Below are 14,086 nucleotides of genomic sequence, written 5' to 3'. Positions count from 1 at the left end.
GTTGTTTGTATTCCTTTATACCTTGGCTAGCTCAGAGGCTAGTACTTCAATCTTATTAAGTAATGCTTTGAAATCTGACAGTTGTAAGCATGGGTTTAAAATGGTGAATTTAAGCGCTGTTTTGCCATCCACAATCGTCTCGCCCAACACCGCGACACCACGTGTCAATGCTTCTAAACGCAACGCTTTGTTCAACTCGTCAAAATCTACCGCTTGTTTATCCACGGAACGGAATAACACGGTGGAGAGAGCAGGCTCAGCCAAGAGTTCAAAAGCATCGTGATGCTGAACTAAATCTGCCACTTGTAGTGTTTGTTCTAGCAGATGATCGTACATCTCACCCAAAGCCTTAGGGCCTACGTTTTGCATTGTCATAAACACTTTCAATGCATCAAAACGCTTGGTCGTAGAAATAGATTTATCCACCAAGTTTGGCAGTTCATCATGTTCACGGTTAAGGTAATCCGCATGATGCAGTAGATACTTGAAGTGACTTTTATCTTTGAGCAACACCGCGCCACAACTGATCGTTTGGAAGAACAATTTATGGAAGTCGACGCTGACCGAGTGCGCACGCTCAACACCGTGCAAACGTGCTTTATGGCTACTTAGAACCAATGCACCGCCGTATGCTCCATCCACATGCATCCATAGATCATGTTGCTGTGCTACATCCGCGATCGTCGACAGATCATCAATCGCACCGTGATCCGTTGTGCCTGCTGTTCCAACAATAGCAAAAGGAATAAGACCTTCCGCTTTCGCTTGTGCAACAACCGCTTCCAGTTTGGTGACATCCATTGTGCCGTTTGGATTCGCATCAACCGCCAAAATGGCTTTCTCGCCCAACCCCATCCAAGAGGCTGATTTTTGCACGGTGAAATGCGACTTTTTCGAGCACACAATACGCAGCTTATCGGCATACTCAGGTAAGCCCAGCTTTTGAATAGAATGACCACTTAATTTATCGGCAATCCAGTCACGAGCTAACATTAAGCCCATTTGGTTACTTTGCGTGCCACCACTGGTGAAAATACCATCCGACTGAGCGCCGAGTTCGTATTTTTCACACATCCAATCAATCACTTTCTGCTCAACATAGGTAGCAGAAGACGATTGATCCCATGAGTCCATAGACTGGTTTAATGCACCAATCATCGCTTCAGCCACTACTGATGGCATCAAGGGTGGCGTGTGCAGGTGAGCAATACAATCTGGGTGTTGAACGATAATGGAATTTTTGGCTACCAGATCTGCCATTTCAGAGATCACATCCTTCAATGGCGCATTTTTGTTATCCAAATCTACTGCGTAAATCGCTTCTTCAAGCTGCTTTGGATCCAAACCTGAATAAGGCGCTTTGGCTTGTTCAAAGACAGCTTTCATCACAGAAGTGGCATGGTTCATCACAGCGGCAAATTCATTGCTACCCATTTCACCGGTTTGGATAAAATGCTTCTTCCACGCTTGATTTTCTGGCTCTGGATCTTTCTCGCCGCCACCTGCAGCTAAAATCGCCGTTTCAAGAGTGCGCAGGGCAAAATCGATCTGCTCGAATGAGATGATAATCGGTGGTAAGAAACGAATAACGGATCCTTCACGGCCACCTTTTTCAACCATCAACCCACGCTCAAGTGCTGCGCGTTGGATAGCGAGTGTTAATTGACCATCGGCCATTGGCTCGCCAAATTTGTTCATTTCACCGTTTGGTTTACGAATTTCAAGGCCAAGCATCAAACCTTTGCCACGAACTTCCGCAATACAATTCACGCGGCGTTGAATCGCTTCAAGGCCTTGGCGTAGGTACTGACCCGCGACATTAGCGTGTTCAACGAGGTTATCACGTAAAATAATTTCTAACGCTTTCGCACCAGAAACCATGGCCAATTGGTTACCACGGAACGTGCCTGTGTGCTCACCCGGTTTCCAAGTATCGATCTCTTTCTTGAACACAAGAATAGACATTGGTAGACCACCACCAATGGCTTTAGATAGGCAAAGAATATCAGGACAAATGCCAGACTCTTCAAATGCAAAGCGGTAACCCGATTTACCTACACCACATTGAATTTCATCGAAAACTAATAAAATACCGTGTTCATCGCAGATACGGCGTAGCTCACGCAGCCAGAATGCTGGAGCGGGAATAACGCCACCCTCACCTTGAACAGGTTCAACAATAATGGCCGCTGGTTTCATGATGCCTGCTTCGTCATCGTTCAGCAGACGTTCGATGTAGCGAATGCTCGCTTTGGCACCTTCATCTCCCCCTAAACCAAACGGGCAGCGCAAGTTGTATGGGAATGGCATAAAATGCACATCCGACATTAATCCTGTGCGACGAGCTTTGGTATTCAGGTTGCCCATCATGCCCATCGTTCCGTTGGTCATACCGTGGTAAGCACCGCGAAACGCAAACATGGTGTTACGACCCGTTGTCTGCTTCACCAGCTTGATAGCCGCTTCAACAGCATCCGCACCAGAAGGTCCACAAAATTGAATCGCGGAATTTTTTGCAAACTCTTCAGGCAAAAATGCTTTTACTTGCTTGATGAATTTGTCTTTAGCGTGCGTTGTCATATCCAATGTCTGATATGGCAGACCTGAATCTAACTGCTCTTTCAGTGCTTGGTTGATCTCTGGATGGTTATACCCAAGCGCCAACGTTCCCGCGCCCGCTAAGCAGTCGAGGAAAATTTGTCCGCGCGTATCTTCTACTAACGCACCATAAGCTTGCTTGATGGCAATCGGTAGACGGCGTGGGTATGAACGAACTTCAGATTCATGCTCAATTTGATCGAGTAGAATTTGGTCCGGTGTGAGATCATAAATACCTTCAACAACAGGTACCTGAGATGAAAAAATGTTTGCGATAGTGTTATCGACTTCAAAGGCTGTGCTCATTTCCCTTCCCCTTGAATGTGAAAATTTCCGCCTATTTCCTTGGTTTGGTTTGAATATAAGGAAATATGACATAGCAATAAGCTCCGTATTAGCCAAAAGGCAAAAACGGAAATTGGTTCATCGTCTTCGATGAAAGATTACTAAATCAGAGAATCAAGGTTCGGTGATAGAACTGTCTTCAAGCACAGGGCATAGAGGAAGTACAAAGCTGATTAACGTCAGTGTGTTAAGTGATGATGAGTTCAATGTTGGGTTTCCCATTCACATGCAGCTCCCGCTGCAAGAGTATCCCGTCTATCAACAAAAGGACTTGCTGATACCTACCCTACGTAATGTCACAATCAGCCTGAATGGTCATTACGCGTGTCCCCCAGAAGCTACTGTCCGAGATTGGTGCGAAAAATATCAAAAAATAATTACGCTGGCAATAATTTTCAATAAATCGATAAAAACTTAAATTTTCTATTGATTAAGAATATTGATAAATCAAATGGTTAGTTTATAAAATGAATCAGCCCTCGTATTACGGAGGGCTGATTATTCTTATGCGTTTTTTGGCAAAGATAAACGAAGCAATATATAGCCTACAATCGCGGCAGTGGTTGAGCCCATTAATATACCGAGCCGTGCAAACGTATCAAATTCAGCATTGGTCGGTCCAAAAGCCAATGACGAGATAAAAATCGACATTGTAAAGCCAATACCACATAGCACTGACACGGCAAAAATATGCTTGAAATTGATCCCTTCAGGCAATTTAGCGACACCGAGTTTCACCGCAGCCCAACTGAAGGTAAAAATACCCAATGGCTTACCAATAAATAGGCCAAGAGCCACGCCCAAAGGCAACATTGACGTGAGGCTAGATACGGAGATCCCTTCCAGTGAAATCCCGGCATTGGCAAATGCGAACAATGGCAGAATACCAAAAGCGACATACGGGTGTAGCGCATGCTCAAGATGCTTTAGCGGAGAATATTCGCCTTTATCACCTTTCAGCGGAATAGCAAAACCAATCACTACACCAGCCAAGGTTGCATGAACACCAGATTTAAGCACGGCAAACCATAAAATCGCACCGACAATTAAGTAAAGGCTGATTTTGGTAACATGCTTGTTGTTTAGTATAAAAAGCACACCAGTCATTAAGAAACCGACGGTTAACGCAATGGTAGAAAGATCACCGCTATAAAATAGCGCAATAATGACCACAACCCCTAAGTCATCAATAATCGCAAGCGCCAGCAAGAACACTTTTAAGCTGATCGGAACACGTTTACCCAATAGCGCCATAATACCTAGCGCAAACGCAATATCAGTGGCCGCTGGGATCGCCCAACCTTGAATCGCTTGTGCATCACCAGCCGTAAACAGCACGTAAATTAATGCTGGAGCAAGCATGCCGCCGACGGCTGCAATGGCTGGGAAAATAGCCGTTTCTTTGGATTTAAGAGCACCTTCCAACAATTCACGTTTGACTTCTAAACCAATCAACAAAAAGAATACGGCCATTAAGCCATCATTGATCCAATGCGACACTGACATTCCAAACACGTAGGAATGTAAAAAAGATTGGTACACATCATTTAGCGGTGAGTTAGCAATCATCATTGCAATTGCAGCAGCAATAACCAGCAAAATACCACCTGCTGATTCCATCTTGAAAAAGTCGCGAATCACATCACTCATGATATCGTCCTTATAGTTATGCATGTTAATAAATCATTAACAAATGAATATGACAGAGTTTATACAGTAGCTGATAGAAGTAAAAATCGCTTGTTCAGATATTAAGAATCGGAATTTCCGAGTCAAGCATAACAATACAACGTATATTCCTTGGTTTTCACTATTTTCCCATTGCTAATTAGTTTTCATACATAACAATTTTACAACAAAATAAAAAAAGATCACAAAAACACAAAAGGTCAAGAACAACTTGACCTTTAGATTCCGTAAATATTTGAACTTAGTTGCTCGTTAGCTGCATGAAACCCGTCACCTTATGACTACCATCGGTGATAATTGGGCCTTCCCAATAAGGGATCAGAAAGGGTGACCACAGATCGCGATTCACCGCTTTCGTCACCAGATGAATATTATATTTAGGGATGTTTACCACCCATTGTAACGGGATGTCACGCTCATTCTCCGACGCGGCAGAAACGACAGGAACTAAATCAATTTCATCAGCAGATAGTGCGATCGTGGTGCCCGAATCTTTCACAATTGCCCCAAACAAATAGGGCTCTTGCTGAAAATAACGATGGCGATTAACCAATAAGGTTGTTTTGCTATCGAGTTTAACGAACAACTTATCCCATCCCTGTTTAGCGTTAGGCAGTAGATTATTACCCCACTCCTTGCTCAGCCATGCATTACCTGTGACTTGAATGGGTTGAGAGTTAACACCTAAGTTGAGCACACCTTTGACCTGCAAAAACGGTGCTTGGAGACTATATGAGGCTAAAGAGAGTGAATCATGCTTTTTTTGGTATCCCTGCTGACCAGGTAATACAAATGGCCCGGAAAGGTTATTTTTTAATGAGAGTGAAAACGTGTCCGTCGCTACGTCTAATACTCCAGGAAATGGAGTCGTCCCCGGTGCGCGCCAGTTCCAATTATCAATCCACATTTTAAACGGCTTTAATTCTAAGCCGGCTTGACCAATTCCGCCCCGCGCAATCCGCTGTTCACGCCAGACTTCATTCTTTGAAGAGATCACCACATAAGCAAGATAAAGCTGAGGACTAAGCCATCCATTGGCATCTCGAGCTTCATTAGCGAGACGAAAATAACTCCACTGGATCCCATATTGCTGCCCATGTTCATCACTGACATTCGCAAAGTAATGCCACCACTCATGTTCAAAACCTTGATGAAAATTGAAATCTTGAGGAAGTCGTACCGGGCGATTAGGAAGCACGAGCTCGAACGGGTGCTCTTTCGATATTGATGATGTATCCATTTGCTTAGAAGCTGTTTCAGAAACAGCATATTCTGAAATCGTTTGCTGCGTCTGCCAATACTGGTGCCACGAATAGAGACCGAACAATACAGCAATCAACAAAGAGCAAAAAAGTACGAGGTATCGTTTCATCATTTATAACGCGTCTCTAAATGAGCTAATCGGTGGCCTTCTGACCAAACGAATAACCGGGATTGCGCCTGCGCACATCAAGGTCACCATCGCCCATGCTGCCGTTTTCAAATACTCCCCGGGGATCAACTGCAGTTGGATTGTCCAACCAAAGGATTGTTTAATCACGATGTCCACCACAAGACGAGCGAGTGCAAGCCCTAACGGCATTGCAATCACGAGCGCTATCGCCCCAAAAACACATAATTGCAAGCTGCCAATCACCACCAGCTCTTTACCAGAAACACCCAAACAACGCAGTAGCGAAACATGTCGCTGGCGGGAAACCTCTCCGGCTAACGTAGCAAAGAAAATACCACACACGGCAATCAACAAAGTAATACGCCCGAGCGTATCGGCGATGGCAAAGGTTCGGTCAAACACCCGCATCGCTTGAGTGTGGATGTGATTGTTATCAAAAATCCGCTCAGGGCCCAACCTAAATACCGATTCTAGTCGCTTCTTTAATCCTTGGTCATTCACACCTTCGTGCAAAACCACTCCTAGCGCCACATTTCCCGTACTGGCAAACGCAAATAACCAATTTTGGTGTGACAATAAGACCTGGTGGTAAGGGTTACCATAATCGTAATACACCCCCACGACTTGCCACTTTTGGCCCAAAGGCTCAGAAAGGTCAATAAAATCACCAGGCTTAATGCCTAATTTAAGCGCCATGGATTCACTGATCATCAAACTCTTTGAATGGTGTAAATCATACCAATAGTTAGGAACAGCGAGTTTAACCGTCAACGAGTCTAACTCACCATCGGAGATACCTGTGCTGACCACTTGCAATGCACCTTTGTCAGTGGCTAAATCTTTTTCCCAACGCCACCAAACATCATTGACCTCAGGCTGCGCTTTCAACCAACTGCTCATTCTTGATGCTGAACTGTTGGTAGGATAGACATAAATATCGGCCGCTAAACGTTGGTTTAACCATTTTTCAGTAGTATCGCGAAAGCTACCGACCATGGTTTCAATGCCAATATTCGCCGCCATAGCAATCATAAATGCCATAGTTGCGACACCGCGATAGCTCATACTGGCGGCTGCATCGGCAAAGAACCAACGCGCTTTTACCCAAGCGAGTGAGTAGGAAAAACTGTTGAACAGCGTCCAAATAAGATAAGGCGTAAACAGCGCAACACTGAGTAACATCAACGCAATAATTGCAAAACCAGAAAGTTGCGTTTGTGGAACTTGATACACGGCAATCGCCGCGACAGTCAATGCGCAAGCAACAAGGGCTTGCAGGCGAAATTCTGTGCCAGCAAATCGAAGCAAAGAGAGACGAGCCGAAAGACGAATAGGCTGCGATTTTAGCAACCGGACGAGGGGCCAAGCGCACGCCGCAAATGCACCAATCAACGCCATGGCTAAACTGTAACTACTCCACTGCCAATTCCAGCTAATCGATAAACCGACATTAGCATCATACAAGTCACCCAAACTGGCTGAAACCGCTGGAATAAGTTGATTGGCCAATAATAACCCCAATCCGTTACCGCATATCCAGCTAAGCAGGACCATGCCAAACAACTCAATCACCAATGCTTGGGTAAGCTGCCAGCCAGAAACGCCCGCTTGCCGTAATAACCCGACTAAAGGTTGACGCTGGATTAAAGATAAAGACATGGCTTGGTAGAATATGAATAGCCCGACCAAAAATGCCAACATACCCATTGCATTGAGATTGAGATGAAAAGCACGCGTGAGTGATTCCAGCTCAGTGCGAGAACTACGGACTAGCGTCAAACCATTAGGTAAATTATCTTTTAGTCTTTTCAGTTTCTCTGGCGGCATATCACCACAAGCAATAACAGATAAGCCCGAACTTTTCTTGAGCATACGCACCAAGGATAGATCCGCAATAACGCGTGTGCCGTTGATGAGATCTTGTTGATCGATCTGAATAGGACCTAACTTTGATTCATCATCAAGCACGATAAAATCACCCGTTTGCCAACCTTGGAGACGAGCGAGATCAACACTCACCAAAATAGGATACGGCGGATTCATCAATGATAATGTCGAAAATTCTGACAACGCTAGACCACTATCAGTTGGTAACATGGCGATAGGGTCAAGCCCAATCAATGAAATATCCGCGCCATTTTTTGTCGTCAAGCGATAGTTTTCAAAAGGAGCACACTGCGAAAATCCATCACGGCGCAACTGAATATAGAAACCTTGGGGGATTTTATTGGCAATATGCTTGGAGCGAATACGATAAGGTAATGGATTAGAAAACAGCTTTTCGCCATGTTCATAACTTTGACGAGCATGCTGGTTGATGGCCGTCACTCCCACCAATAATGAAACGCCAAGCGTTAAACCCAGCCATACTAGAATGATTTGTAAAGGATAACGCCGATAATGACCAAGTAGCGCCTTAACTACGGGCCATAACATGCAACAACCCTCCTTGTAAACGTACGCGACCATCCATATGCTGCGCGACTTTTTCACTGTGCGTCACCAATAATAACGTGCAATCCAGCTGGCGAGTTAAGGTCGTCAATAAACGCATCACCGCCTCGGCATTACGCTCATCAAGACTACCGGTTGGTTCATCTGCTAATAAAATCTTAGGCTCCATGTACAAGGAGCGCGCGATCGCAGCACGCTGCTGCTGCCCACCAGAAACCTCTTCAGGGTATCGGCCTAGCAACGGCATTAAATCAAGCGAAGAAAGAATTTGACGCAGTAAACCTTGGTCTTCCGGCATTCCTTTCAACTGACGACAAAAGCGAATATTATCCGCGAGATTGAGGGTGGGAAGAAGATTAAACTGCTGAAAGATATGACCAATGTTATTTCGGCGATAAGCGGTACGCTTATTTTCTGACGTGTCATGCATGGCAAAACTTGGAAACCAAATTTCGCCAGAATCGACAATATCTAATCCGGCAATAAGGTTGAGTAATGTACTCTTACCCGAACCACTTTCACCCATCAATGCGATTTGGTCGCCTCGGTTTAATGTTAACTCTGCCCCCTGTAGCACGGGATGAAATTCATCGCCATCTAGATAGCCTTTACACAGGTTGGTCAGCTGTAACATCAAATCGCTCGCAATCGACTAAAATTGGATTGTGAATCTACACTAATTCTCCTGCAGTAGAAAGCATTTTGGATACCGGATCACATTATGTGCATCAAATTGCACCACCTAACTGCGTTGTGTCTAATTTTCAATCAAATTTCGCATCCACTTCTTGCTTTTCATTCGATAAAGAGAACCGCCCCATTTAATCAACTCTTCAACGAGAAACAATAAATAGATGGCTTCAGGCTTAGCCCCAAGCACAATCGCACAAAATGCGGCTAACGGAATACCGATCAGCCACTGCGCGACTAAATCTTGATAAAGACAAAACTTTACGTCACCGCCAGCTCGCAACACGCCAACAATCACCGTCATTGGAATGGAACGTAAAATGATGCCAAGGCTCAGTATCACGATAAACTCTTCAGATAAAGCACGGGTTTCATCCGTCAAGGCGGTGAAAGAGTTCAGGATAGGGATCTGCACCACATACAAAGCGGCAGCGACAACCACGCCCACAAGAAGGCTGATGATAGTTAGGCCCAAGGCTTGATAATAAACGGCATCGTACTGCTTAGCGCCAAGTTGGTTACCGACTAAAACCGCAGCCGCATTCGACATCCCAATCAGTAAACTCAATGAAATTGATTCTACTGGCGTCATCACCGATAACGCAGCTAAGCCTTGCACACCACTCTGCCCCATGATGGCATGATAGACAAATAAACCGCCTGCCCATGCTAGGAAATTAAAGGTAGTTGGCAACGAAAGCTTCAAAAAACGAGAAATGGTAGGCCATTCAATGATGGCTCGAATATCGTCAATTCCAAACGCTAACAGATGTTTCTTGGCATAGAGGTAACCGTATAAACACGCGACTTCAATAAAACCACTGAGCACGGTAGTAATCGCCGCACCTTCGATTCCCATCGCGGGAAAACCCAATTTGCCGAAAATCAGCACCCAGTTTAAAAACACGTTTGAAACAATACCAATACCGCTAAAAAACGTACTGAGCCCCGGTTTATGCATCGCTCGCAGCCCTACCGCCATGCTACTGACGCAAGCTACAGCAAACATACTGAGTGAGGTAATAATCAAATATTGGCTACCTAGCGCATTAACGGTCTCGGAATCCGTGGTTAGTGCCATGATTTGACTTGGAAACAGTAAAAATAGTGCCACCGTCATGACAGCAAATAGGTTAGCGACTAACCACGTAAGTGCCGTACTTTCTCGAACGCCCTGTTTGTTTCCTGCGCCCCAATACTGAGCTGTTAAAAGTGCGCCTCCGGTTGTCACGCCCACTAGCATGATGGTGGTGACAAAAGTTGCTCTAGCGGCAACGCCTACCGCAGCAATTTCTGCCTCACCTAATTGCCCTAGCATCAAAACATCCACTAGACCACGGCTAGAAAACATAATACTTTGCAAGGTGATCGGCAGAGCGATAGCCATTAAGCGACGGAAAAAATCGCCTCTTGTATGTAACACGATTTGCGAAAAAACAGACAACCGATCACCTCAAATTCAACACATTGATAGCACAGGAAAAATGAAGTCGCTATTATACGGCTGTGAGCATAATCTAACCATCTTATTTGAAGGGACCGTCATGAAAAAAGTGTTAGTACTCGGCGCATCAGGCTATGTCGGCTCACAATTGTTACCTTTGCTATTAGCGCAAGGTTTTCAAGTAACGGCCGCAGCTAGGCACATTGACTACTTAACCTCACGTGCCATATCTCATCCCAACCTTACCTTGCGTTATTTAGACCTTACCGATAAAGAGGCGACACTTGCGCTTATCCCACAATTTGAACTGGTTTATTTTTTAGTGCACGGTATGGCGCAAGGACATGATTTCGTCGACTATGAATTGTCGTTGGCGGAAAACGTTAAACAAGCCCTTGAGGTTAGCCAGGTCAAACACCTGATCTACTTAAGTGCGATTCAGCCACAAACCGGAAACTCAGAGCACCTCAAAGCACGGAAAATGACAGGCGATCTACTTAGGAAAAGTCCCGTCCCAGTCACCGAATTAAGAGCTGGTGTCATTCTTGGACCGGGATCAGCCGCATTTGAAATCATGCGTGATTTTGTTTACAACTTACCGATGCTCATCACTCCCAAATGGGTTGATTCCAAAGCAAATCCGATAGCGCTGGAAAACCTCAATCATTATCTACTTGAATTAGCCAAGGAACAGCCCGTTGCCCACCAATTGTTTGAAGTCGGTGGGCCTGACACCCTCTCCTACCGAGAACAATTTGCCATTATTTGTCAGGCAACGCAGAAACCTTTTCGGTTATGGTCTACCCCACTATTAACCCCAAAAATGGCGTCTTACTGGCTAGGTCTTGTCACCTCCGTCCCCTCTAATATTGGCAGAGCACTGCTTGCCGGTTTAGATCATGATTACATTGCCGACTCACAAGCCATTGAAGCACGCTATCCTCAAAGACTGATCTCGTATCGTGACGTTGTCACCAAAATAATCGAGCATGAAGGGGAATTTACACGCTCGCAGGTGTGGGGATTTGATCCAAGTGCCCTACAGCGTTGGCAACCCGGTTTTGGCTACTATCCTAAACAGGCAGGAGCAACGATTCAGACCAGCGCTTCTGCTGAGGCTTTATGGGATGTTATCCGAACCATAGGCAGCCGCCAAGAAGGCTATTTTTTTGCCAATGCACTATGGCGTACACGCGAATGGCTCGATCTTTTATTCGGTGGTGGCAAACCTGTGCGCCGCTCCCCTTGTGGCCCGGAACTGCAAGTTGGCGATTTTATTGATTCGTGGAAAGTGATCCGCTGCCAACCTCAACAGTTTTTGTCTCTTCTTTTTGGGATGAAAGGCCCAGGATTAGGGCGATTGGAATTTACCATTAAAGATCTAGGCGAAACGCGAGAACTCAATGTGACCGCATGGTGGCACCCCAAAGGATTCTTAGGGTTACTTTACTGGTTCGCGATGATGCCTGCCCACCTTTTTATTTTTAATGGCATGGTCAAAGCCATCGTCAAAAAGGCACAAAAAAAGAGCTAGCGAAATCGCTAGCTCTGCAACTTATTGGGTTTCAATTTCATACTAATCAATAGGAAAGCCTAATGGAATTTCAGCCAATTGCACGCCATGGTTGCTTGGGTATATCAAATACTCACCATGATATTTCACATTCGACTTATAATCGGTACGTTTATGCACCATAAAGCCAGCACTGCTGGCCTTTTCGACGAAATCAGCATGATGGCCCCGTACAAACCAGTTCATCGGCTTCACGAGCAGTTCACCATCAAAGCATGATTCACACTGATTTGCGCACAAAGCCAATGAGTTTTGCCCATCGGTAAAAAGCTGTAATTTGCCTTCATTCACCAATGGATCACATGTTGTCACTTCCCAGTGAGCCGCTTCCATGAATTCCAAAAACGCGTCAATTTTCTTATCGGTAATGATGTTATCCGCGTCTTGCGCAAAAAACTGACCGTAAAATGCTGAGATGCGTTTGAAGATAAACAGTAATTCAGATTGGTTGCCTTTCGAACGTCCAGCTTTCTGCCAACGATTTAAATCATCCACTACACAGCGATGGAATCGTTGTGCTTTCAATGCCTTACTCACCCAATGCACCAAAAAGTGATTATTAGCTAAAGGCGCATTCACCAGCTTATTCGCTTGGTGTTCTGCTGTTAACTCTTGCAGCGCTGTATTCACTACACGTTGAATTTCGAGGTAATACTCTGACATTACGCCTTTCTTCCTAATGTCCAATAAAAAAGAGATGAAAGTACCGAGCACGCCGTCATGACCACAATCATCGGCCACTCAACATCACTAGGCATCATCGCGACAATCGCCGCAACCACTGAGCCTGTGCCAAAACGCAACGTTCCAGCCAGTGAAGAAGCGGTGCCCGCCATTTTCGGATAACCACTTAACAATAATCCCATTGAATTACTGCCTATCGTTGACAATGTACCAATAAAAAGCACCACAAAAGGCACAATACCCCATAAACCAAGGTTGAGTAACCACGCGATAAATAACCCGATACCTGCGCACAACTGAATCAACAAACCAAAGCGTAGCATGGCGTGGGAACCGACTCGTTTCACCATTCGACCATTCAAGCTGGTCATGATAATCATCGCGACGATATTGAGGCCAAACAGGTAACCAAATTGATCAGGATCGACTCCATAAATATCAATATAGACAAAAGAGCCTGCGGTCAAAAAGGCAAACATACCAGCGAACGAGAAAGCACCAGAAAAAACAAGCCCCATCGCGACTGGGTTACGGCTTAACTGCACATAGTTGCGAATGGTATTTCGAAAGCGCAGCGGTTGACGATTTTCTGCACTGAGTGTTTCTGGAATTTTCCAAACCACGAGAGCAATCACCACCGCGGCAAAAATAGCCAACACCCAAAATATCGAACGCCAACCAAACCAAATGGCCAAGTGTCCGCCAATCATCGGCGCAGCTAACGGGGCAACGGTCATCACTAAGGTGACAAAAGACATGGCGCGAGCAAAATCTTCGCGATCAAACATATCACGCACCACCGCTTGAATAACCACAGCCGCCGCTGCTCCAGCAAAACCTTGCGCAGCGCGAACATACGTTAACGCTTCAATACCTTGCGTAGTCGCACTCACAGTGGCAGCAATACCAAACAGTAATACGCCGATCAGCAGCACTGGGCGACGGCCATAACTGTCGGCCAGCGGGCCATGCAATAGTTGGCCTATCGCAAAACCAGCGGTATAAGCAGTCAGCGTCATTTGTACCGCTCCAGCACTCACACCGAGATCTTTAGCAATCGCTGGCATAGCTGGCAGATACATATCAATCGCCAGCGGCGTTAATGCGCCAATCGCACCTAATACTAAGAAGAGTAAAAAACTAATGTGCGGCGTATTATTCGCTGTAACAGGTTGAGATGAAGTCATAGTTCTCCAGATAAATAAGGAATGAAGTT

At 45.3% G+C, this 14,086-nt stretch carries 9 protein-coding genes; 1 reads left to right on the top strand and 8 read right to left on the bottom strand.

Annotated elements, in window-relative coordinates; all coding sequences use genetic code 11:
• Nucleotides 1-15 precede the first annotated feature (15 nt).
• The 6 genes from AACT42_RS04890 to AACT42_RS04865 all read right to left on the bottom strand — a co-directional run bounded on the left by AACT42_RS04890 (nucleotide 16) and on the right by AACT42_RS04865 (nucleotide 10,613).
• Nucleotides 16-2,904, bottom strand: coding sequence for a pyridoxal phosphate-dependent class III aminotransferase (locus tag AACT42_RS04890; RefSeq protein ID WP_094146909.1), 2,889 nt, complete (start codon nucleotides 2,902-2,904; stop codon nucleotides 16-18).
• 543 nt (nucleotides 2,905-3,447) lie between these two features.
• Nucleotides 3,448-4,593, bottom strand: coding sequence for a Na+/H+ antiporter NhaA (nhaA, locus tag AACT42_RS04885; RefSeq protein ID WP_026027720.1), 1,146 nt, complete (start codon nucleotides 4,591-4,593; stop codon nucleotides 3,448-3,450).
• A 280-nt stretch (nucleotides 4,594-4,873) separates the two neighbouring features.
• A complete protein-coding gene (locus AACT42_RS04880) occupies nucleotides 4,874-6,007 on the bottom strand; it encodes a lipocalin-like domain-containing protein (RefSeq protein ID WP_064625093.1) in 1,134 nt (377 codons plus the stop codon).
• Nucleotides 6,008-8,461: an FtsX-like permease family protein gene (locus AACT42_RS04875; RefSeq protein ID WP_094133184.1), complete on the bottom strand. Its 2,454-nt coding sequence runs from the start codon at nucleotides 8,459-8,461 to the stop codon at nucleotides 6,008-6,010.
• Nucleotides 8,442-9,113, bottom strand: coding sequence for an ABC transporter ATP-binding protein (locus AACT42_RS04870; RefSeq protein WP_013857013.1), 672 nt, complete (start codon nucleotides 9,111-9,113; stop codon nucleotides 8,442-8,444). Before AACT42_RS04870 ends, AACT42_RS04875 begins: the two co-directional genes overlap by 20 nt.
• A 123-nt stretch (nucleotides 9,114-9,236) precedes the next feature.
• On the bottom strand, nucleotides 9,237-10,613 hold the full coding sequence (locus AACT42_RS04865; RefSeq protein WP_094133185.1) for an MATE family efflux transporter: 1,377 nt from the start codon (nucleotides 10,611-10,613) through the stop codon (nucleotides 9,237-9,239).
• 40 nt (nucleotides 10,614-10,653) lie between these two features.
• On the opposite strand from AACT42_RS04865, the gene AACT42_RS04860 reads away from it, so the two are divergent.
• Entirely contained in the window at nucleotides 10,654-12,147 is a 1,494-nt protein-coding gene (locus AACT42_RS04860) for a DUF2867 domain-containing protein (protein ID WP_094133186.1), read from the top strand.
• A 42-nt stretch (nucleotides 12,148-12,189) separates the two neighbouring features.
• Here the strand turns inward: AACT42_RS04860 and AACT42_RS04855 are convergent, their stop codons facing one another.
• Nucleotides 12,190-12,849 (bottom strand): DUF2913 family protein, encoded by a 660-nt coding sequence (locus tag AACT42_RS04855; RefSeq protein WP_017046180.1) that lies wholly within the window; start codon nucleotides 12,847-12,849, stop codon nucleotides 12,190-12,192.
• Nucleotides 12,849-14,057, bottom strand: a complete 1,209-nt coding sequence (locus tag AACT42_RS04850; RefSeq protein WP_013857017.1) for a Bcr/CflA family multidrug efflux MFS transporter — start codon at nucleotides 14,055-14,057, stop codon at nucleotides 12,849-12,851. The genes AACT42_RS04855 and AACT42_RS04850 overlap by 1 nt, the downstream gene beginning before the upstream one ends.
• Nucleotides 14,058-14,086: the final 29 nt, after the last annotated feature.

It is taken from the genome of Vibrio sp. V15_P4S5T153 (assembly GCF_963874485.1).
Lineage (GTDB): Bacteria > Pseudomonadota > Gammaproteobacteria > Enterobacterales > Vibrionaceae > Vibrio > Vibrio anguillarum.
Note: the sequence above shows the minus strand (reverse complement) of the source record. Positions and strands in the feature narration are given on the sequence as shown.

Excerpts from the sequence above, each read along its gene's own strand:
- AACT42_RS04890 (WP_094146909.1), bottom strand. The coding sequence starts at position 2,904 with ATGAGCACAGCCTTTGAAGTCGATAACACTATCGCAAACATTTTTTCA.
- nhaA (WP_026027720.1), bottom strand. The coding sequence starts at position 4,593 with ATGAGTGATGTGATTCGCGACTTTTTCAAGATGGAATCAGCAGGTGGT.
- AACT42_RS04880 (WP_064625093.1), bottom strand. The coding sequence starts at position 6,007 with ATGATGAAACGATACCTCGTACTTTTTTGCTCTTTGTTGATTGCTGTA.
- AACT42_RS04875 (WP_094133184.1), bottom strand. The coding sequence starts at position 8,461 with ATGTTATGGCCCGTAGTTAAGGCGCTACTTGGTCATTATCGGCGTTAT.
- AACT42_RS04870 (WP_013857013.1), bottom strand. The coding sequence starts at position 9,113 with ATGTTACAGCTGACCAACCTGTGTAAAGGCTATCTAGATGGCGATGAA.
- AACT42_RS04860 (WP_094133186.1), top strand. The coding sequence starts at position 10,654 with ATGAAGTCGCTATTATACGGCTGTGAGCATAATCTAACCATCTTATTT.
- AACT42_RS04855 (WP_017046180.1), bottom strand. The coding sequence starts at position 12,849 with ATGTCAGAGTATTACCTCGAAATTCAACGTGTAGTGAATACAGCGCTG.
- AACT42_RS04850 (WP_013857017.1), bottom strand. The coding sequence starts at position 14,057 with ATGACTTCATCTCAACCTGTTACAGCGAATAATACGCCGCACATTAGT.